This is a genomic window from Weissella sp. ESL1139, assembly GCF_058506735.1.
This window is the reverse complement of sequence record NZ_CP196375.1, coordinates 501,940-523,170: the sequence shown is the minus strand read 5'-3', so window position 1 is coordinate 523,170 and position 21,231 is coordinate 501,940. Positions and strand designations below refer to the sequence as shown.

Genomic DNA, 21,231 nt, shown 5'->3' with positions numbered 1-21,231 from the left:
TTCCTCCAGTTTTAAAGCAAGTTCAACATTATTTTTTTAATTCATACTGATTATTTTTAAATATCAACAAGTTGTCTTTTAATGAAACATAATGTTTTAGCCACAATTCATCAAATACTTCTTTTGAAATAAAACTAGACCAAGTCTCGCCATCAAATGAATGTGAAATCATTTCATTTTCGAATTTCATAAATGATACATGATGTTCATTAAATAATTGACCATCTTTAAATACTAATTTATCTTGACTATTATCATAACGTAATGGTGCTGCGTAATATTGATACATATTAGTAACTTTAGTATCTATTGGTAATTGGTTAATAACCAGCCACTTGTTAATATTCTTTATTTCGTTATTTTGTAATTTAAACCACAAAATTTCAGCACGTTTGCCTTGTTGTGTACGCTCTTTAATTTTTTTAAATAATTGATCACGCATTTCAGAATCTTCAAATAAATCACCAGGAAAAACATACTTCTCAGTCTCTCCAAAGCGCTGTGCTGGGGATTGATAGTCATGGCGCACAAAATCAGCCAAACTTTTAGCAACTTGTTTATGAATGGGTAACGTAAAATGGTCACGATCATCAACATATTCATCAATATGATTACCTAAATGGTAATCGCGAATATCAAAGATAGCCACTCGCTGTTCTTGATAAACTTCAATATAGGCACTTACCATATCAGCATAAGTGAAACCGTTTGGTCCGACTAGTTGCCAAGCTGGTTGGTGCTTGCGAAATGCTAACGTTTCAATAACACCAATTAATTTTATTTTATGATTATATTGGCGAATATTACGAATGTTGTCACGTAATTTGTCTTTTACTTCAGCCAACGTATGCAATGAGCCATCAGGGTTAGGTTGCTTCCAATCATTATTACCAAATGCAATTAATCCTACATGAGCGCGCCTTATTTCTTTAGCATAATGTTTAATACTACCTTCAAAGCTATGCGTCCAACCGGTTAATTTATCCAAATTATGTTGTCCTTTAAATTGACCGGTGCCTGTTTCAGCAAAGTTTTCTAATTTACGAGCATGCAAGTAATAAGAAGCCAATTTGGCATAAACTGCATCACGATAAGGCGTTTCTTCCTTAACCAACTCTTGGCCAGCCACAATACTATCACCAAAAACAATGATATCTTGCCCCGTCCAATCATTATACGTCACACCATAACGTCGAAAATGATTTAAAGCATTTTTTACTTTATCTTTAATTGTCATACTGTTAATGGCTCCATCTTTCCAATAAAACAATTACTTTCCTGATACATCAATTTTTGACGTATCAACACTAGTTGCCAACTTTTTCTTATTTAAATCGTTCTTAATTTGTGAAGTTGAAATTTCAGGTGTACGTGGTAAATAAACAACATTTGCATCTGTTTCGTCTTCAATAAAGTCGAACTTACCAGCCCAGTCATCCCCCATAACCATCGTATCAATATGGTATTCTTTCATATCTGAAACTTTTTGATCCCAGCTGTTTTCAGGAATAACCAAATCAACATAGCGAATTGCCTCTAATAATTGCTTACGCTTTTCATATGAAAAGTACGTCTTCTTTTGCTTTGAATCCCAGTTAAATTCATCTGATGATAGAACAACAATTAAATAATCACCCATCTGCTTTGCCCGACGCAATAAGTTGATGTGTCCATAGTGCAACATGTCAAATGTCCCATAAGTAATAACTCGTTTCATAATTCTTATCTCCTTTTTCCCCTTCTCTATTTAATTAAATCATAGAATGCTTGTTGTGCCTGTTTTTGATACTTTTTAACATCAAATTTGGCAACACCTGCCTGTTGTTCCATCGTAAATAGCATTTTTTTGACAAAATTCGCTGTGGTGACATCTTGTGTCAACAACCCATATTCTTGATTACCTAACACACCGACATTGGCAGCAATATTAGTAGCTACAATTAGTCGATTTTGCATCATGGCCTCCAACAACACCATTGGTTGTCCTTCATACAATGATGGATGGACAAAGACATCCGCTACTGCTAGATAGTCAGCTGGATTATCCACTTGACCAGTAAACAATACAACATCACGAATACCTAATTGAACTGCTTGTTTTTCCAAATCATTGCGAATAACACCATTTCCAACAATAATTAACTCTGATTCTGGATGACTATGATAAACTTCCGCAAATGCATCTAATAACATTGTTTGATTTTTTTCTGGTGACAATCTTCCAACAGCCACAAACACAAAATGATTAAAAGTAGCCCAATTGTGACCATCAGCATAAATTAATTGATTTGATACTAAATTATTAATATCCTCAAGCGCATACTTTTCATTAATATCAGTTATTAGAAATACTTTACCATTCTGTCTTTGTAGACTTGTAAAATGCAAATTATCCGCTTGCGCATCAATTTTACGTGTAATCCATGGATGGTCTAAGTTAACAACCGGTTGCACCTCATCAACTGGTAACGTGTCTGCTTGTAATTCAACTGCAGATTGTTCTTCAACTAGTACTGTTTCATCAAATGTCGTTTGTTTCACCTGTGGTTGCTCAAAGACTTGCTGAGGTAACCAAACATACTGATCACCTGTAACAGCAAAAATCATATAACTGTTACGCTGCCACTGCCAAACTCTTGCTAGTTCAATAATGTCACTAATAATGGTAATGTCTTGATTTGGTTTCTCCGCCAATGCAATTGCATAATGTGTATCAAATGGTTCAGTCACTTCATAATAATAGTTAGCATGACTTGTATCTAATACCCAAACTAAATCAACTGCCAATGTAATCTGTTCACCTAATGACTCTGTCGCTAACTCATAAACTTGTTCTTGTTTAACAAACTTTGCATCTGCATAACCATTAATAATTTTCAAATCATCAGGCACAACGCCAAATTTTTGACGAATGGCATCTTGGGCATCATCACTTAAAATTAATGGCTGTGAAACATACTCTTCTAATAATACTGACCGTTCGTTTGTTAATGGCACCCTAACTTGCTGAAATGTCACCAACTTGACATTAACCCACCATTGCTTTTTGCCTACCTTAACACGGTAATAAGTTCCCATATCTGTTTGAGCTAATGCAGTTGCCACATAAAACTTGTGCGTATCACTTAATGTACGTTGCTTAAGGCCACGCTTACTCAAGCCTAATGGTTGATTCGTTAATGTGACTGGTTTTTCAATCGTAAATAATTTTTGAATACCCGTATCGTAATTTTGTTCAGGTACCTTATGTGATAACTGATTCCAACCCCACTGATACAAAGCCATGTGCTCATTTGCTTGCATTGGCAAAATACTTGAAGCTTTTAACCAAGCTAATTGATCACGTTGTGGTAACTTAACTTGATAGTAACGGCCATCTGCCGTATCGGCTTGGGCAACAATATGTACAAACGTATGATTCAACCATTTTGCCTGACCAATTACATCGGTTGTATTGTTACCCTTTAGATATGGCGTTTTAAACAAACGACGCTTATTGTTATAAACCCAACCAATTTGTGGTTGCTTTTGTTCATCTAACAACTCATTAGTTTCTTGAACGTCAATATCTTGCGCACTTACCCAACCACGTGGTAAGTCATTAATAGCCAATTTATAAAAATAATGCCCTGTAAGTTGTGCCCGACCAATAACACGAATGTTATCAGTCTCGTTCAATGCAATAGTTGTAAAGCCTTGGTCATCAATAGCAACCAATGTGTGGTACATCTTAACATCACTTTTATTAGCTGTTGCTGGGGCTTGATAGTCTTCAATTAGCACGTCCTGTTCTTCATCATCATTTTGATGTTTATTAAGTAATGGTAATGAATTTGGAACAGCTACCATTTGTTCTGGGCGAACATATTTGGCTAATTTCTTTTGATTAATTTGCTTCAACGTTTCAGAAACCGATACGATTTTATCAAAGACCGGATATAACGTGAATAATGCCCCAAGTTTTTGGGCATGGACTTGTTTACCGTTAATCACTTTCTGTGAATCAGCATATAAATCATTGTGTTGGTAAACGACCAATTGATTACGAGCCATCACTGCAAATAACTTAGAACCGTTATATGAGTAACCGGAAAAATCAATTAACGTATCGAATTGTATACTATTGAATAAACGATCAGTTTCACGTCGATATCCTTGCTTTGGAATATGACTATCCGACCATCCATTAATCCCATAAGCACTGACATAACGATCTTGTCTGTGCTCAGGACGGGTTAAGGCAGTCACACCAAAACGATAAATCAAACGCACCCGATCATCTAATTGGGTAACATTATTAACAATCTCATCTTGATTATTATCCCAAAGTAAATATGTCACATCGTACTTATCGTAATCAAGATTACGACTTAGGTTAATCGCACTAGTCGTAATACCATTATTGCCCATACCACCCGGATAAATTAAAATCTTCGTTTTATCTAAATTAGTTGCTTGACGACGTCTAACATTTGCCACTTTTTCCTGATTAAATATCGTGGCTACAATGCGAGCCGTGACATACCCATCATCATATGGCACAACTTTTTGTTTTAATGCCTGATATTTTGACTGGTACTCATTCTGTACCTTGGCAATATCTTGCAAACTTTTACCAACTGCTTCAATATCATCCAAAATTGGTCCTGGTAACTCATCATCATCAAAGTACATACCTCGATAATGACTGTAAAGTTCATGATCCCAAGCATAAAAAATAATTGGTTTATCCGTAACCATAAAGTCAAAGAAAATACTTGAATAATCAGTAATTAAAATGTCGGTAATCCCCAAAATAAGATTGGCATCCATTTCATCTGGTACTAAGTATTGCTTTAATTTTTGATGACGACTAGCTAATTGATAGGCATATGGATGAACCTTTACCAAAATATTCTTATCCGGGTTTAGTCGTTGCAAGACTTTAATTTCTTCATAAATCTGATTAATACTACCTGATGGATTAGAAATTGAAGTTCCCTTCCATGTTGGTGTGTACATCACAATTGGTTTACACTCATCAATCGTCACGTGTTGTTGCTTCAAATAAGCTAATGTTTGTGCTTGATCATTTGCGTAAGTTAAATCAATGCGTGGATAGCCACCTTCTAAAACTTCACCTTGATATAAGCCATTTAACTTATAACGATCCAAGAAAACATAGGATGTGTGCGCATTCGGTGACAAAATATAATCGGCCATTAATAAATTACGCTGCACATTTTTCAAAGATGTTTTTGAGCCTGGAATATCATAGCCCATATATTTCAAAGGCGTCCCATGCCAGGTATTAATATAAACTTGTGCTGGTTTTTTATGCCAAAAAGATTGAAAGGTTGAATTTGTAATTAAGTATTTTGCTTTTAACAACCACTTCGCATACTCAGTTGTATTACGTTTCACCCATGTAATCTGTTCTTGCAAAGCTGCTGGAATGTTGGCTACAATCCGCGCAAGATTATCTTGACTATCGTCAGTGACAACCCACACATGTTGTAAATTACGATAATCCTGATGGGTTGCTAAATAACGAAAAATCGCCAATGGTGAATCGGTCATTGATTGTCCATCACGCACTTCATAAAGCACGACTCTGTCATCAATCTTTGACTGATCATAATGGCGAATATAATATTCACGTGTCTTTTTTAAATCAGAATACTTATACGTCATAGCAACTTCAGTTATGTGTGCTAAGCGTTTGCCTTTTTTCTTTAAATCCATGCTATCGACCACCAAATCTTACATTAGAAATACTTTATTCACATCATGCTTGTTTTCAAAAAGCACATCATAATGACGGTTAAAATTAATGACGTAGTCCTCAGGTTGGATTATTTTATCAAACCATTGTTCATATAAATCAATCTCACTATAAACCACTGGGGTCTCTAAGGTCGTTAATTGATATTCAGACCGTAAGCCACGTTCATCAAAACGAACTGTCATTTGGTTATTCAATTCTGTATCAACATACTCATCCACTGTTGGCAAATGAGTCTCATCATCAAAATGACGAACAACTTGGATATTGCCTGAACTATTTACTGAAACACGTTGATGTGGTCGTTTTTGACCTGGTTTTGCAAAATCAACTGCCATGACTCTACCAGCTTTATTGGTAATAATGGCAATGCGAATTTCACCGTTTTGCATAAATAAACGTTGACCATCTGGTTTCTTTTCAACAGTCATTTTCTGATTCCCAATATAATCTTTAGTAAATTTATTGACATTGTCGCGCATATCACTCTTTAAATATTGAGATAAGTAAAAACTATTAATTTGAACATCAGGCAGTTCATTAGATACCTGATCATACTCATGGATAAGTGCATTATAATCACCTTTGTAGCGTGGATCTAGAATCGTTACCTGCAAATTATCATTAACTAATTGACTAAGATTAGTTACATATTTCTTTATTGCTGCAACTTCATGTGTATCCAATTTATCAATAATTATTTTCACCTGCTTGCCCATGTGCTATCCCTCGTTTAATTTTTTATATGTATCCAAGGCCTTCCCTGGAAATTTAAAGCTAATTGGCATAAACGATAAATTTGTATTTATCATTAGACTTTCCGTTAATAACCGGATTAAGTTGCCAGCCTTCTTTAGTCTTTGAAACGTAATACGACCAAGAACGATTACCACCATGCTTACTTGCCAATACCAATCGTCCATTCTTTCTATTTGTAAAACGATTATCAATAATCACAAAATCATGTCCTTTTTTATCTTGAAATCTAAAATCTTTAATTTCAATTTTCTTCCAATTCGGGTTAGTCGTTTTATATTTACCACTTGGAATAATTGACGTATTATCAGCATAGCCAAATACATGACCACGTTCAGCAAATGCTCCCAACATAATACCAACAATCAAAATTGCTAATACTTGAATAATCCCTAATTTCTTTTTCATTTTTTCTATCCTTATATAAAGTCCATAAAGCGGTTACGGAAACGCATATGAATATGAGCTCCAAACACTAACAAAATAATTACGATACCCCAAAAAATTAGATTTGCCGTTATATTCTGCCAAAACCAAACTGGATTTTCTAGTAAGGTTTGGCGAAAACCTTGAATAATATAGTACATTGGGTTTAGTTTCAAAATGTTTGACAATATGAGTGGAAAACTTGGACTATCGACCGGAATAATAACACCCGATATCCACATACCAACACGCAAAACAGCTGTATACGCATTATAAAAATCAGGTATCAATACTGTAATCGTCGATGTTACCAACGATAAAGCATATAAAAATACCAACATTGCTATAAAATAGTAAAAAAACTGCAACCAATACAACGATGGCTTTACATTCATAAACAAAATAGCAAAAAAGGCAATACCCAGCATCACAAAGTAACGTCGTAATTCAGTCACTATTTCTGTTAGCGGAATAGCGGCCAGTGAAAACTTCATGCGCGCTAGCATACTAATCTGTGATTGAATACTTTTTGCCGATTTACGCATTGCTGCTTGCATAAAGAAATATGTAACCATTCCCAAAGCAATCCAAGCAATATAACCAGACAAACCAGTCGCATGTGGATTACCTTTAGATTCACCATTACGTATAGCAAACATTAATATCATGATTCCAATTTGCAAAGCTGGATCAGCAAAATGCCAAAAATCACCTAAATAATTTTGCTTGTAAGTTTGATCATTATTATAACGAGCAATTCGTTTTACAACTGGCCAACTATGCCAAAGCTCTCTTATAATTTTCAAAATATCTTTCACAGTAACTACCTCTCAACTGGCAAAATTAACTTTTGACCAGGTGTAACATTTTCGCTGGTTAAATGATTTGCTTGCACAATTGCTTCAACTGAAATATTAGCATTCGATGCAATACTTGCTAATGTTTCACCATCTTTAACCGTATACGTATTCTGCGTAGCTGTATAAACTTTTTGCGGTTTTTTGTCTTTTTCTTCACCGTTACGTCCATGTTTTTTATCTAAGTAAGCTAACTTCGAAGGTGCAAAATTAGTAATTAAATGTGTCGGATTTTCTTTAACATTTTCCCAAGACATATTCAATAACTGTTTATTTATTAAACCAATTGTTACCACACACATTAATACCAAAAAGATGCGAGTAAACCACCCCATCTTCTCATCACCTTCAGTAAATGAGGGCTTATTGTCTCGTTGACGCTGCAACGCATTCGCTGGATCACGTAACATTTCACGATTATGCTCCAACTGTTCCAAGTGCTCCAGAGTAAAACCCTTTTGCGCATTTTTATATCGTTGCTGATAAGCCAAACGTTCATTTTCTGAAAAACGATTAAACCGTTTTAAGAAGTTTTCATATTCAGGCATAACTTCATCAATTGGTCCATCCATCCGGATATCACCGTAGTGCATCCAAATAACGCGATCAGCCATTTGACGCATTTGTTTAGCTGAATGTGATACGAAGAAAATTGTTTTACCCTCTTCTTTAAAGCGTTTCGTACGCTCCATTGATTTTTGCGTAAAAGTTGGATCACCAACTGACAAGGCTTCGTCAATAATCACAATATCCGCGTCTGAATAAACAGAAATTGCAAAACCTAACTTTGATTTCATACCAGATGAATATGACTTAACGGGTTGATCAATAAAATCGCCTAATTCGGAAAATTCAATGATATCGTCCATTTTGGCATCAATTTTTTCTTCAGTCATCCCCTGCATCAAGGATTTCAAACGGATATTAGCACGTCCTGTTAACTGAGGTCGCATACCAGCACCAATTGCAATAATTGACGTTGACCCATTAATCGTCATATGACCACTAGTCGGTTGGGTTAACCCGGCAACTATTTCCAATAAGGTTGATTTACCTGATCCATTGGTACCAATGACCCCAATTGTCTCCCCAGCGTGCGCTTCAAAAGAAACACCTTTGACTGCCCAAAAATTTGGAATACCTTTACCCCAGAACTTAAAGACAGCTTTTACTTTATCTGATTGTCGTTCAGCTAAATCAAATCGTTTCGTAACATGATTTGCTGCAACGGTTACTTTTTCTCCAGCCATTTTTCTAACCTATCTTATTGTGCTTCGCCTTGCGCTTCAGCATCGGTTGGTGCTGACTCTTCAACTGTTTCACTTGCACTGCCGGTCTCACCAGCATCGCTACTCTGACCAACACCGGCATCTGCACCACTAGTTGCTGGCGTTGGTGTCCAAACCGGTTGATATGAAGGAGCAGCAGGCGGTGTTGCCGGTTGTTCAGCTGGTGCCGAAGCAACGCCGGTATCTGCAGCTGGCGCCTCATCAACTACTTCGGAAGTTGGTTGTTCTTCACTCACTGATTCTTGAGGAGCTTCTGATGAAGGCTCTTCAACAATTGGTTTTTCACTACTTGCTGGTTCAACAACTTCCTCACTAGATGACTCGGATTGGCTACTTGAAGAAGCCTTCGTATGCTTATGCGTGTCCTTCATAACCTGCATGTGTTTAACCACTTTATTTTCACCTCGAGTGGCCGTAACGGTATACTTACCAGGCATCACGAAAGTAATTTCAATATCCTTTTTTGTCTTATTTGGCTTATAAGTTAAAGGCTGTAATTGCTTATGATTACTCGTAATTTTAACAGCTGTATTTTTTGAAACATGTACTGTAATTTTTGCTTGACCATCTTTAATCTGAGCTTTCTTACTACTCAAATGAATCAATCCCGCATCATACATTTGTTGTGAACGAAGTTGCTTGCGATGTGTAACAGCGGCATCATGTGCTTTTCGCTCTTGATTCATTGAGAAGCCAGCTATTAAAGCAACCAGAATACCAAAGAACAAGAAAAAATGACCCATGCGCTTTGAACGATCGACCTTTTTAACATGTGAAAATATCGTGACAACTAAACCAAAAATGGCGGCCACAATTGCAATGAGTAGTATGTATAAACTAATCATGTACGTCTACTCCTTTATAATAAAAACGGGCATGTGTTTTACGCTTATTTTTCGGTGGTAAAGCATGCCAATTGCCATACATCTGCGTTAAATAACGTTGATGATTTGCGGGTATGTATACATCCAAATCTTCAAATTTAGCTCGAACACGTTCTTGGTAAATTGTTAACGGAAAATTCTCTTTCGTTTTATTCAATCCTTGCACGATATACAAACTATAAATATTTGATTTTCTTTGTTGATGTTGGTTGGTCTTTCTAGCCAAACGATCCATTTTGTTGACCCACCAATTTGTTTGATGACGTTTTGCAAACTTTATCAACACTGGCTTTAACCACCAAGCAGGTTCCTTCTTTGAAATCGCTAAACGACGTGTTGAATTACGCATCACATCAAGATACTTCATATGATAATACGCCCATTTTTGCCCTGTCTCCGATTGTGGTATAGCATCAATTGGAAATATATCAACATACACCCCATTATTGACAGTCGCCCACTTGCCGTCAGCCTGTGTTTTGGTATCACCAATACGTGCATAGGCGTATAACCAATTCTCAGTATTTAATGGTGTTAACAATTCATATTGTGAATTATAAGGTTGATATTCACGAATAAATCGTTCATATTCATCCCGTGGCAAAGCCACATCGGCATCATCATCCCATGGAATAAAACCCTGATGACGGACAGCGCCCAGGGCACTACCACCAGTCAACACATAATGATAATTATGTGCTTCAAAATATTTCACAACGTCCTTCAAAATGGCTAACATAATTTGCTGTACTTCTGGTACAGTTAAATATTTTAATTGTTGCGCCATTTAATTACCCCAACCTCTACTCAAATTTATATTAAGAACAATATCTTAACTTTCATTCCGTTTTTCTCAATGTATCATACTAATTTGACAAAAAACGATTACTAACATTTCAATTTTATATCAAATTAGGACGATAAGCAACTTGCGAATAATATTGATTGTGGCGCTATTCAAACACTTTTAGTATACAAAAAAAGATTGAAACTATTGTAGTTTCAATCTCTTATCAATCTATTCTTAGTTTTTAGCAATTTTAACAGCTGTTCCGTATGCTGCTACAGAGTCACCAATGGTACCTGATGACGAATCAAAACGCATCATGATGACAGCATTAGCACCATGTTTAGCTGCCGCTGTCTTTAAGCGATCAATCGCTTCATCACGAGCTGTATCTTGTAACTTGGTATAACCTTTAATTTCACCACCGACCAGTGTTTTAACAGATTGTCCAAATGATGAAATCACGTTACGTGAACGTGTTGTTAACCCAAAAACTTCACCATAAGTCTCAACAACATGATAACCGGCAATGTTTTCGGTTGTGGTAATTAAAACTCTCTCTGACATAATATCCCCCTGTTCTTTAAAAACGTTGCAAAGTTAAATCAACGATTAATTGGCGTAAAGCTAATCTTTCTGACCACTCTGGTATAGCATACCATGCAAAGCCAGGCACATCTTGACTCAAAATAACATTCGATAGATAAATGTCGGTCTCATTGGTAAACTCATTAGTCACGATAATATTTAATGAATGCCATTGTTGTACCATTTGCGTTAAATAATTTTCCAATGCTGGCATACCAATCAAATCAATTGTAATTGTAATTGATGGCAACACTTCGGTAACTGGCATTGTTTCAATTAAAGTATTTAACAATGGGTTAAACATCATTTCCAGTAGTCGCGTTTCATCATATTGGTAATCCTCTGCGAGATTCTGAATCACCATACGCGTAAAGTCGGCATGGATTGGATAATTATCAATTTGAAAATCCATATCAACCGGCACATGACTATCTTGCGGTTCAAAATAAGTTAGCCGAATCAGCAACGGCATTAATAACATCATCATTGTCTGACGTTGCTTAGTGCTCATATCTTGGTTGAAAAACGCTTGATATGACACCGCAATATCATCAAATAACATATCAATTTTAGCTCGTTGCTTCACTGTTAGATTATCACGATAATTTTCAGTTTGTCGAATACCTAATACATAGCACACAACCAAACCATAACGTAATTCTACATCTAAACCACGCTGATTTTCACTGAAATATGATTCTATATAGGGCATTAACTGATTATATAACGTCTGCACATCGGCTTGTAATTTTTCAGTTGACTGTAGCAATTGATCATCACTTTCTTCCAAGATATGCCCATTTTGTATGCGCGTATACCAGACACCAAACACAACGGCTAAAATACGTTGGGTTGTTAATCGTTGTGTTAATAAAGGTACCAAATTTTTTTGTACCTGCTCAATAGCGCGATTAGTTGTTTTCAAAAACGGCAGCTCTTGATCCGCATAAGCTAGATAAATCAATTCAATCATCATCGTCCGAATTTGCTGTTCATCCCCAATTAATTGATAATGATCTGAAATGTCAATTGCTTGCTTTTTTAATTCTACTCGCATGGCTTCTTTGGTCATCCGGACAACTGTTGTACTTGAAGAGTGGCGAAAGGCAATTGCTTCATTAGAATGAATATCTTCTAAAAAGACATCTAGTAATAATTCGAATTTCAAAGATTGCCGTAAATAAAAACCCTTCAACGATGCGGTGCTAATCATTTGAATATTGGTTAATGCAACCGTTCGATTAGCATCAGATACTGTAATAAATGTCTGTTTAGACTTTGTCATCAATTGATAGTCGATATTTAATTGCTGAATCGCTTGTAAAATACGATAACGTGACCAATTCAGTGACGTCATCAGATCCTTAATTAAAAAGGTCTGACTGTGATGAGTCATTAAATAACGGTGTAGAATTAGTCGTTCTTCATCTTTTTTGGAAAGTAACCAGTTCATGTGTCTGCTCTCTACTTTTTATTAGTCATAGCACTATGATACCTATAACGTTGTCAGTACATTCGCTAATTTTTTTACATTGATTAAAAAATAATGCTAATCCGACAAAACCCACCTTTACAGCTAAAACCATAAAAGTGGGTTTCACAGTTAGCAACGTAACTGTTTAAATAAATGATTATTCTGTTTTAAATAATTCAGCATATTCATCGTAGCCTTGCTTTTTTAACTCGGCTACCGGCACAAACTTCATGGCTGCTGAATTAATGCAATACCGCAAACCACCTTTATCAGTTGGTCCATCAGTAAAAACATGACCTAAATGTGAATCAGCATCTTGTGACGTAACTTCAGTTCGATACATACCATGTGATGTATCTAAATGACGCTTCACAGCCTTCTTTTCAATCGGCTTAGTAAACGCTGGCCAACCACAGCCAGCATCATACTTGTCTAATGAGCTAAACAAAGGCTCACCACTGACTAAATCGACATAAATGCCTTCGTCAAACCAAGCATCATATTTATTATTAAATGGTGCTTCAGTGGCCGCTTCTTGGGTTACTGCATATTCTTCTGGCGTTAATTTAGCACGTAACTCTGCTTCAGTTGGTTTTGTCATCTTAATGTGCCTCCTTATCTGACCAATACTGCTTTTGATACTTCTTACGTGGCATCATCATCATCATTTCACGTAATGGATTTTTCTTATAAAACTGTTGATGCTCTTCTTCAGCATCATAAAATGGTTTTGCATCTTCAATACTTGTCACAATTGGTTTGTCAAAACGACCTGAAGCATCCAAAGCTGACTTTGACGATTCGGCAATTTGACGTTGTTCGTCATCTTTGACAAAGATAACTGGTCGATACGTATCACCACGGTCCGCAAATTGACCCATTGCGTCAGTTGGATCAGCTAGCTGCCAATATAAATCAACTAATGATTTATATGACACAACCTCATCATCAAACCAAATCTTAACTGCTTCGGTATGACCTGTACTATGAGAAGCCACTTGTTCATAACTTGGGTTAGCAACAGTACCGCCAGTATAACCTGAACGAACCTTTTCAATCCCCGGTAGTGTTTCGAATGGTTCAACCATACACCAGAAACAACCACCTGCAAAAATTGCTGTTTGCATTGTCATTTTATACGCCCCCTTTTTACTATAGGATACCACGGTTGGCTTAAATTACTTATCATCGTCCTTTTGGTCATCCTTGTGTTCATCGTCTTTATGTTCATCTTCTGACGATGCTTTTTCACTGCTACTCTTGGCAGCTGCCGCTTGCTTATTTGCTGAATCAGCCGTGGCATTGGCTTTGTCAGCCGCTGCATTGGCATCAGCCACTGCTTTATCAGCTGAATCTTGCATAGCCTTCGTAGAAGCTGTGTTGTCACTAACTTGCTTCTTTAAAGCCTTAATATCTTTATCTTTCTTATCAACTGACTTTTGCAATGACGATGCTGATGCTTTGTACTTATCAGTATCTTGCTTGGCTGTTACAATTCGTTGATTACTTTTAGCAGCTTTCTTCAACAATGGTACACCACCATCAGTATCAATGGCACGTTGATACAAACTATCCGCGGATGACCAATTTTGCTTTTTAACGGCATCATCTGCCCGTTCCAAATACTTTAATTGTTCATTAGCCGTACGGTTTTCAACTGACACGTGAACTTTCCGTGACGCCTTATAATGGTCCCTAGCTGTTTCCCAATCTTGTACAGCTACTGCATCACGGGCTTTATTCAATTCTCTATTATAGGTTTGATCATCACTAATCCAAATCATCGCTGCATATCCAGCAACAATTACTATTACCAAGCCAATGACAGAAATGATTATCTTTTTACGACTCATAACACGCTCCTTCGTTAGGTAATTGTCGTATTATACCATTTTTATATTTAAGCAACAATTCAAATAGTCAATATCCTTAATCATGACTTAAACTAATTGTAACGGTTTATTCATTTTCCTATTTACTGTAAAATGATAGCTATCTTAAAAATTGGAGAAAAAACAATGACAATTAAAAATTTTGACCAATTATTGAACAAGTACGCTAAGTTAATTGCGCAAGTTGGAATTAATGTTAAACATGGCCAAGACATTATTATTTATGCCGAAATTGACCAAGCCGAATTAGTTCATCGTATTATGGATGCTGCCTATGCATTAGGTGCTAACCAAGTACTTGTCGAATGGAAAGACACGGTGTTACAACGTGAATTTTTAAAACACGCTGACCAAGCAACCTTATCAAATCTTCCCGCATGGTTTTCGGTTCGCGCCGAATCATTGATGGCTAACCATACCTCACGTATTTCAATTGTTTCAGCTGATCCTGATGGTTTAAGTGATGTTCCTAGTGATCGTGTTTCATTATATGAACAAGCGTACCAACGTGCTAATCGGGCCGTTCGTGAAGCAACTATGAATAATGACGTTGCCTGGCTAGTCGTGTCAGCTGCTGGTAAGGAATGGGCGCAAAAAGTCTTCCCTGACTTGTCTGCTGATGATGCCCAAGATAAGTTATGGCAAGAAATCTTTAATATCAATCGCATCAGCTTAGATAATGATGTTATCGCCGATTGGGAACATCATATTGAAACGCTTAACGAAAAAGCTGCTTGGTTAGACAACCAAAACTTTAAAGAATTACGATATAAATCAGCTAAAACGAACCTAACGATTGGCTTAGCTGAAGATCACGTTTGGGAAGCAGCGGAATCATTCAATAAAGCTGGTAATCGCTTTGTGCCTAATATGCCAACCGAAGAAGTATTCACGTCACCTGATTATCGTCATATTGACGGGATTGTTCAATCAACAAAACCCCTTTCATATGCGGGCGTTTTGATTACTGATATCAAACTAACCTTTAAAGACGGCCATGTCGTTGTTGCTGAGGCAACCAATGGTCAAGATGTTCTTGAACAATTGCTTAACACTGACAAAGGCGCATCATCACTTGGTGAAGTATCACTTGTACCACATGATTCACCAATTTCAAACTCAAATATTGTTTTCTACACTACTTTAATAGATGAAAATGCATCTGATCATTTGGCATTAGGGGCCGCTTACCCTTCTAATGTTAAAAACGGTACGCAAATGTCACTGGCTGAACGCCAAAGCAAAGGCCAAAACGACTCACTTGTGCACGTCGACTTTATGATTGGTTCAGCTGATATGAATATCGATGGTGTAACCCAAGACGGTCAAATTGTGCCAGTGTTTAGAGATGGTAACTGGGCTTAAAATTGCATAACAACATAAAAACAGGTTAAACTCATTTAAGAATTTAACCTGTTTTTTATACTTTAATGATTAACGTGAAACACCGACGATAACGTCACCAACTTGGGCAAAACCAAAGTGTGTTGAGCCGGCACGCATCTCCCAGTCACGGTGACCAGTACCTGATGCAGTTGCCATGTTTGTTTCATTATACCAAGCATCAACAACTGGTGAACCTGAACCGAAGCCAATTGAAATAACTTCATTTGGGTTACTCCAGTGTTCGTTTGGAATTGAACCACCAGCGTTAGCAATTTGTTGAGCACGTGCTTGTGCTTGTGCGGCCAAATCTGATGACCATTCAGTTGTCATACCACTACGCTTAGACTTCAAAGCATCAAACGTTGAGTTATCAGTGTTACCAGCAGTAGCAGCTGTGGCTTGTGATGATTGCGTTTGTTGTTGTTGTGAAGCAGCAGCTTGTGCATTAGCTGATGCGGTGTTATTAGCAGCTGAAGCTGATTGCGCTGATTGTGCAGCAGCGTTAGCCTTTGCCGTTGCAGCAATGGCTTCTGATTGAGCAGCCTTAGCAGCAGCTTCACTGGCAGCAGTTGCGTCTGATTCAGCAGCGGCCATTGATGCAGCTTGTGCTTGTGATTCAGCAACACTAGCAGCGTATGCTTCACTTGCGGCAGCAGATGATGCAGCAGCTTCACTGGCAGCGGCTTGTGAGGCAGCGACAGCTTCGTTAGCAGCAGCTTGTGATGCGGCAGCTTCTGAGGCAGCAATTTCATCAGCAGATGGTGCAGCTGAATATGCTGTTTGCGTTGGTTGAGCCTGTTGTGGTTGAGCTGGTGCTTGTTGTGATTGAGCTGGTGCTACTTGAGCAGCTGGTACAGCAGCTGCGTTTGTACCATTAAAGTGTTGTCCAGAAACAATCAAATCTGGATTAGCAATACCATTTACGGCTGCAAAATTATCAACGGTATCATTAGTAGCCATGGCCAATGCCCAAACCGTATCACCTGATTGGATTTGGTAATTATTAACACCACCATTATTTGAAACCTGTGATGCAACTTGATCAACAGAGTTTGCTTGCCATACATCTGCAGAAGCAGACTCATTATTACTTACAAAAGCAACACCTGCTGCCGTAGTTGCTACTGCAACTGCAACCCATTGCTTTCCTGCCTTATACATTTTCTTGTGTGACTTAGTTTCCATTGATAAAGTTTCCCCTTTGATACTTTTAACACGTTTATGTGTTTTTAATTTTCTTTATTTTTTTCAACGTTCTTTAATAGTAACAAAGATTCTTAACAAAATCATTACAATTCGAAAGAAAATTTTTACAATTCTTAAGGAATACAGACAATTACTTAAGATTTATTGGGAAATCAGGCGGTAGTGGCGCCCCAATTAATTTTATTTTATTGGTAAATGGCACCGAAATTTGTACCGATGCTGAATGTAATAATAGACCATCTGCATAAGTTGTTTGCGGATTATAAAGGTCATCCCCCACTAACGGATGACCAATGGCTGCCATATGAAGCCTAATTTGATGAGTCCGACCTGTTTCTAAGGCTAGACGTACTAGCGTATGTTGATAAACCGTTTTGACTTTGGTCCAATGGGTAACCGCATTCCTTGCATGTGCACCATTAATTTGACGTAGTCGTTTATTAGTTGGATGATCACCAATCGGCAAGTTCACAACATCCTGTTGTTCAGTTAAAACACCATCTACCCAAGCTAAATACGTCCGCTTAATTGTTTTATCACGTAGCATTTGATTTAACATGGGCACGACATATGGCACTTTAGCAATAATCAAGGCACCGGTGGTTTGGCCGTCCAAACGATGTACCATATACGCGTGTTTGTGTTGTGGTAGCAAATATGCTTGGGCAAAATTCATCATTGTCCCATCCTCACCAGGAGAATTTGGATGGGATTTAACACCCTTTGGCTTATTAACCACCATAAAATCATCATTTTCAAATAACACTGACAGCGACTGGCTATCATCTGGTACGTAATCAGAAATTGGCGTCACAAAATCATGGGGCAACCATGTCAGTGTCAATTCATCCCCAGGCTTTAAAACCGTTGATGTGGGCTGATACCGACCATTTAAAAGTAAGCGTTGCTCCATTCGAAAATTACCACGCACCCGCTTTGGCACTTGCCAAGTAATTAACTGCTCTTTAATTGAAATTGCGGGCTGATCTATTGGTAAAATAATTGTTTTTGTCCAAGATGTTGTCATTGACTATCTCCAAAATTACAAACAAAAAAGTCTGGAAGAAATTCTCCCAGACTTCTTATCGGTTAAAGCGCGCTAATTACAACTTAGTAACGTTAGCTGCTTGCAAACCACGGTCACCTTCTTGTACCTCAAATGATACAGCTTGACCTTCATCTAATGACTTGAAGCCATCAGCTTGGATTGCTGAGAAGTGTACGAATACATCATCGCCTGATTCGCGTGAGATAAATCCGTAACCCTTGTCTGCGTTAAACCACTTTACTGTTCCTTGTTCCATGTCTGAAACCTCCTGGCATCTTGCCATAAAAATTAATAATCCAAAACGAAGATGCCCTTATTTCCGAGAAACATAAAACAAAATCTTTCAAACTATGGTCTAAGTATAACACGAGTTTCTAATGAATGATACTTGTTTTTGTCATACATATTTATCGTTAATAAATCATATCCGATTATATAAAAAAACATTCACTAAATATTAACGCAAAGGTCAAATTTCAGTGAATGTTTGATTAATTAACTATTTTAGAAGTTGCTTCATAGCAGTTGCTGTCATTTCAGCAGTAGCTTCCTTGGTATACATGGCAACATCGTTAGCACTAGCCTTTGGATTATCCTTCATATAAGCGGCAACCTTGGCTTGCACAGCATCACGCATTTGCTTTTGTTGTGCAGCGGCAGCAGCTTTATCTTGACCAGCAGCCTTTTGCTTAGCAGTAAGTTGCTTTGCTTGTTTAGCACTCAAAACAACCCATGTCTTTTCAGGCACTGTAACGGTTGTCTTTTGGTTAACAAGTGAATGACCTTCACCACCGAAGTCTAGCATCCACTTAAAGAAGTCATTTTGCCACTCCCAACGAGTTGTAACTGTCTTAGCTTTAGCTTCCTTAACATCAGCTGTCTTGTAAGTTGCATGCTTATGAACAGCTTCTGTCATGTTGTCCTTATCTGGGACATAGTGAGGCTTTGCCTTATCACCTTCATGATTTGCATAAACCATCACATAATTACCAGATTTTGTTCCAAGTTGTTGGGTAATCAACATACCAGCTGGTGACTTTGATCCGCCGGCTGAATAAATTGTCTTTTCAGACGTTGTGGTTACCTTCTTCATACCATAATGAGAATTCATATTAGCAGTCAATAAGAACACTGTTGCGGCCAACAATGCAAATGAAATAACACCAGCTACAAGACGCGTTGTGCGATTATTAATATTCATCCATGATATGAAAGTCAAAATTGACAATACAATTAATACAATAATTATCATGTAGCTTAGTCCTCCTTTTCATCGTTGACTGAAACGCCATTAGTTGAGCCGTATGGTGAAATCTTACCCTTACGTAAGAACAAAGCCAAAATAAGTCCAACAATTGAGAATGCAAATCCAATGACAAATGAAACACGGAATCCCTTCATTGAAGCATCTAACATATCTGCACCATATTGCATTGGGTTAGCTGCTTGCAATGCTTTACCTGGTTGATTATTCGTCATGATGTTTTGTGTAACTGATGTCAACAAAGCAACGACAACTGAAGATGATACTTGACGTGCCGTGTTGTTAGATGCCGTTGCATGGGCAGCTTCATCAGGTGGCAAAACTGACATTGACATCGTAGTCAATGGCATCATAGCCATGGCAACACCGAACATACGTAGTGCGTACAAAGTTGTAATAAAGGCACCAGGTGTTGAAGTTGTGATGAACATGAATGGGAAAGTTCCTAATGCAAGAATTGCGAAACCAACAATTGCAAGACGCTTTGCACCGATACGGTCATACGTACGACCAGAAATTGGTGCCATTACCCCCATTAGCAATGCTCCTGGTAACAATACTAGTCCTGAGTCTAGTGTTGACATACCGTGAACATTTTGTAGATAAGTAGGTAGCATCATTTGCACACCCATCATAGCCATCATCGTCATCATAACGGCAATGGTTGTCAAAGTGAATTGCTTGTTCTTGAAGACACGAATATCCATAAATGGGACATCCATCTTAAGTTGACGCCAAACGAAGAGCGCGATGATGATAATACCAGCAATAATAGGTGCAATAACTGTATCCATATCGCCCCAACCATCTGTTGATACGTTGGTAAATCCCCAAATGAAGACACCAAATCCGACAACAGAAAGAATAAATGATAGTACATCAAGCTTCATCTTCTTAGTTGGCAAAACATTCTTAACAAAGAAGAATGAAAGAATAAATGCAATTGCGATAACGATTAAAGGCAAAATAAAAATTGTTCGCCATGAATCTGAAATTGTCAAACCTAAGAAGACGTGATCCTTTTCAAGAATCCAACCTGATAGACTAGGTCCAATAGCAGGTGCTAACCCGATAACAATACCATTAAGTCCCATGGCAGCACCACGTTCCTCAATTGGGTAAATGTTAATCATAACAACTTGCATAAGTGGCATGGTAACTCCAACAGCAATCGCCGTGATAACACGTCCTGCTAAGAAAACCCACCACATATTTGCTTGTGCTGGCGCAAATGCAGTCATTGCCATTCCTATCGTCAACAAAGCATATGCTAAGTTATAAAGTGTTTTCGTATTAATACGCGTAGACAAAAATGCCGAAACAGGCATCATTACCCCGTTTGCTAACAAGAACCATGTTGTTGCTTGTTGTGCTGTTGAGAATGAAATATCAAAGTCGTGCATTAGGGTTGGAATTGCCGTACCCAATGACGTTTGCATTAGCACACCAGCGAATGTACCAATCAACAAGACAGCAACCATGGCTGTACGGTTAAAAGGCTTACCGTTCATGTCAAGGGTTGGTTGTTTCATATTTGCCATTTTTTCCTCCATAGTTTTTTATTTATAATCACAATGACTAATTCTAAATCGCCAATCACAATTTTTCAA

Annotated in this window: 20 protein-coding genes; 1 reads left to right on the top strand and 19 read right to left on the bottom strand. The window is 37.6% G+C overall.

The genetic code is table 11. The annotated features are described in order from the left end of the window. Positions 1 to 28 precede the first annotated feature (28 nt). From ACSYSF_RS02445 to ACSYSF_RS02380, 14 genes are all read right to left on the bottom strand, one after another. Entirely contained in the window at positions 29 to 1,237 is a 1,209-nt protein-coding gene (locus ACSYSF_RS02445; protein ID WP_489868141.1) for an SGNH/GDSL hydrolase family protein, read from the bottom strand. 33 nt (positions 1,238 to 1,270) lie between these two features. After that, positions 1,271 to 1,717, bottom strand: a complete 447-nt coding sequence (tagD, locus tag ACSYSF_RS02440) for a glycerol-3-phosphate cytidylyltransferase (protein ID WP_489868140.1) — start codon at positions 1,715 to 1,717, stop codon at positions 1,271 to 1,273. A 26-nt stretch (positions 1,718 to 1,743) separates the two neighbouring features. Then, the gene (locus ACSYSF_RS02435; protein ID WP_489868139.1) at positions 1,744 to 5,724 is read right to left on the bottom strand and encodes a CDP-glycerol glycerophosphotransferase family protein; all 3,981 of its coding nucleotides are present in this window, start codon (positions 5,722 to 5,724) and stop codon (positions 1,744 to 1,746) included. Between the two features lie 18 nt (positions 5,725 to 5,742). Beyond that, positions 5,743 to 6,483, bottom strand: coding sequence for a hypothetical protein (locus ACSYSF_RS02430; RefSeq protein WP_489868138.1), 741 nt, complete (start codon positions 6,481 to 6,483; stop codon positions 5,743 to 5,745). A gap of 58 nt (positions 6,484 to 6,541) precedes the next feature. Beyond that, positions 6,542 to 6,928, bottom strand: coding sequence for a hypothetical protein (locus ACSYSF_RS02425; RefSeq protein ID WP_489868137.1), 387 nt, complete (start codon positions 6,926 to 6,928; stop codon positions 6,542 to 6,544). A gap of 11 nt (positions 6,929 to 6,939) precedes the next feature. After that, a complete protein-coding gene (locus tag ACSYSF_RS02420) occupies positions 6,940 to 7,764 on the bottom strand; it encodes an ABC transporter permease (RefSeq protein ID WP_489868136.1) in 825 nt (274 codons plus the stop codon). 5 nt (positions 7,765 to 7,769) lie between these two features. Next, a complete protein-coding gene (locus ACSYSF_RS02415; protein ID WP_489868135.1) occupies positions 7,770 to 9,053 on the bottom strand; it encodes an ATP-binding cassette domain-containing protein in 1,284 nt (427 codons plus the stop codon). A 14-nt stretch (positions 9,054 to 9,067) separates the two neighbouring features. Then, the gene (locus ACSYSF_RS02410) at positions 9,068 to 9,937 is read right to left on the bottom strand and encodes a hypothetical protein (RefSeq protein ID WP_489868134.1); all 870 of its coding nucleotides are present in this window, start codon (positions 9,935 to 9,937) and stop codon (positions 9,068 to 9,070) included. Next, positions 9,930 to 10,763, bottom strand: a complete 834-nt coding sequence (locus ACSYSF_RS02405) for a LicD family protein (RefSeq protein WP_489868133.1) — start codon at positions 10,761 to 10,763, stop codon at positions 9,930 to 9,932. Before ACSYSF_RS02405 ends, ACSYSF_RS02410 begins: the two co-directional genes overlap by 8 nt. A 237-nt stretch (positions 10,764 to 11,000) precedes the next feature. Then, entirely contained in the window at positions 11,001 to 11,330 is a 330-nt protein-coding gene (locus tag ACSYSF_RS02400) for a heavy metal-binding domain-containing protein (protein WP_489868132.1), read from the bottom strand. A gap of 16 nt (positions 11,331 to 11,346) precedes the next feature. Then, positions 11,347 to 12,804: a helix-turn-helix domain-containing protein gene (locus ACSYSF_RS02395; protein ID WP_489868131.1), complete on the bottom strand. Its 1,458-nt coding sequence runs from the start codon at positions 12,802 to 12,804 to the stop codon at positions 11,347 to 11,349. 178 nt (positions 12,805 to 12,982) lie between these two features. Next, the gene (gene msrB, locus ACSYSF_RS02390; RefSeq protein ID WP_489868130.1) at positions 12,983 to 13,426 is read right to left on the bottom strand and encodes a peptide-methionine (R)-S-oxide reductase MsrB; all 444 of its coding nucleotides are present in this window, start codon (positions 13,424 to 13,426) and stop codon (positions 12,983 to 12,985) included. 1 nt (position 13,427) lies between these two features. After that, complete coding sequence (gene msrA / locus ACSYSF_RS02385) at positions 13,428 to 13,958, bottom strand: peptide-methionine (S)-S-oxide reductase MsrA (protein WP_489868129.1); 531 nt, start codon at positions 13,956 to 13,958, stop codon at positions 13,428 to 13,430. A gap of 45 nt (positions 13,959 to 14,003) precedes the next feature. Next, entirely contained in the window at positions 14,004 to 14,678 is a 675-nt protein-coding gene (locus ACSYSF_RS02380; RefSeq protein ID WP_489868128.1) for a hypothetical protein, read from the bottom strand. 165 nt (positions 14,679 to 14,843) lie between these two features. On the opposite strand from ACSYSF_RS02380, the gene ACSYSF_RS02375 reads away from it, so the two are divergent. Then, positions 14,844 to 16,082: an aminopeptidase gene (locus ACSYSF_RS02375; protein WP_489868127.1), complete on the top strand. Its 1,239-nt coding sequence runs from the start codon at positions 14,844 to 14,846 to the stop codon at positions 16,080 to 16,082. Positions 16,083 to 16,151: 69 nt separating this feature from the next. Here the strand turns inward: ACSYSF_RS02375 and ACSYSF_RS02370 are convergent, their stop codons facing one another. The 5 genes from ACSYSF_RS02370 to ACSYSF_RS02350 form a co-directional block, all read right to left on the bottom strand. Then, complete coding sequence (locus ACSYSF_RS02370; protein WP_489868126.1) at positions 16,152 to 17,288, bottom strand: LysM peptidoglycan-binding domain-containing protein; 1,137 nt, start codon at positions 17,286 to 17,288, stop codon at positions 16,152 to 16,154. 151 nt (positions 17,289 to 17,439) lie between these two features. Beyond that, complete coding sequence (locus tag ACSYSF_RS02365; RefSeq protein WP_489868125.1) at positions 17,440 to 18,336, bottom strand: RluA family pseudouridine synthase; 897 nt, start codon at positions 18,334 to 18,336, stop codon at positions 17,440 to 17,442. Between the two features lie 76 nt (positions 18,337 to 18,412). After that, positions 18,413 to 18,613, bottom strand: coding sequence for a cold-shock protein (locus ACSYSF_RS02360; protein ID WP_489868124.1), 201 nt, complete (start codon positions 18,611 to 18,613; stop codon positions 18,413 to 18,415). Positions 18,614 to 18,856: 243 nt separating this feature from the next. Further along, a complete protein-coding gene (locus tag ACSYSF_RS02355) occupies positions 18,857 to 19,609 on the bottom strand; it encodes a DUF4811 domain-containing protein (protein WP_489868123.1) in 753 nt (250 codons plus the stop codon). 5 nt (positions 19,610 to 19,614) lie between these two features. Further along, positions 19,615 to 21,153, bottom strand: a complete 1,539-nt coding sequence (locus ACSYSF_RS02350; protein WP_489868286.1) for an MDR family MFS transporter — start codon at positions 21,151 to 21,153, stop codon at positions 19,615 to 19,617. Between the last annotated feature and the right edge of the window lie 78 nt (positions 21,154 to 21,231).

Bases quoted from the DNA above. Each gene is read 5' to 3' on its own strand.
- ACSYSF_RS02445 (WP_489868141.1), bottom strand. From the start codon at position 1,237: ATGACAATTAAAGATAAAGTAAAAAATGCTTTAAATCATTTTCGACGT.
- tagD (WP_489868140.1), bottom strand. From the start codon at position 1,717: ATGAAACGAGTTATTACTTATGGGACATTTGACATGTTGCACTATGGA.
- ACSYSF_RS02435 (WP_489868139.1), bottom strand. From the start codon at position 5,724: ATGGATTTAAAGAAAAAAGGCAAACGCTTAGCACACATAACTGAAGTT.
- ACSYSF_RS02430 (WP_489868138.1), bottom strand. From the start codon at position 6,483: ATGGGCAAGCAGGTGAAAATAATTATTGATAAATTGGATACACATGAA.
- ACSYSF_RS02425 (WP_489868137.1), bottom strand. From the start codon at position 6,928: ATGAAAAAGAAATTAGGGATTATTCAAGTATTAGCAATTTTGATTGTT.
- ACSYSF_RS02415 (WP_489868135.1), bottom strand. From the start codon at position 9,053: ATGGCTGGAGAAAAAGTAACCGTTGCAGCAAATCATGTTACGAAACGA.
- ACSYSF_RS02410 (WP_489868134.1), bottom strand. From the start codon at position 9,937: ATGATTAGTTTATACATACTACTCATTGCAATTGTGGCCGCCATTTTT.
- ACSYSF_RS02405 (WP_489868133.1), bottom strand. From the start codon at position 10,763: ATGGCGCAACAATTAAAATATTTAACTGTACCAGAAGTACAGCAAATT.
- ACSYSF_RS02400 (WP_489868132.1), bottom strand. From the start codon at position 11,330: ATGTCAGAGAGAGTTTTAATTACCACAACCGAAAACATTGCCGGTTAT.
- ACSYSF_RS02395 (WP_489868131.1), bottom strand. From the start codon at position 12,804: ATGAACTGGTTACTTTCCAAAAAAGATGAAGAACGACTAATTCTACAC.
- msrB (WP_489868130.1), bottom strand. From the start codon at position 13,426: ATGACAAAACCAACTGAAGCAGAGTTACGTGCTAAATTAACGCCAGAA.
- msrA (WP_489868129.1), bottom strand. From the start codon at position 13,958: ATGACAATGCAAACAGCAATTTTTGCAGGTGGTTGTTTCTGGTGTATG.
- ACSYSF_RS02380 (WP_489868128.1), bottom strand. From the start codon at position 14,678: ATGAGTCGTAAAAAGATAATCATTTCTGTCATTGGCTTGGTAATAGTA.
- ACSYSF_RS02375 (WP_489868127.1), top strand. From the start codon at position 14,844: ATGACAATTAAAAATTTTGACCAATTATTGAACAAGTACGCTAAGTTA.
- ACSYSF_RS02370 (WP_489868126.1), bottom strand. From the start codon at position 17,288: ATGGAAACTAAGTCACACAAGAAAATGTATAAGGCAGGAAAGCAATGG.
- ACSYSF_RS02365 (WP_489868125.1), bottom strand. From the start codon at position 18,336: ATGACAACATCTTGGACAAAAACAATTATTTTACCAATAGATCAGCCC.
- ACSYSF_RS02360 (WP_489868124.1), bottom strand. From the start codon at position 18,613: ATGGAACAAGGAACAGTAAAGTGGTTTAACGCAGACAAGGGTTACGGA.
- ACSYSF_RS02355 (WP_489868123.1), bottom strand. From the start codon at position 19,609: ATGATAATTATTGTATTAATTGTATTGTCAATTTTGACTTTCATATCA.
- ACSYSF_RS02350 (WP_489868286.1), bottom strand. From the start codon at position 21,153: ATGAAACAACCAACCCTTGACATGAACGGTAAGCCTTTTAACCGTACA.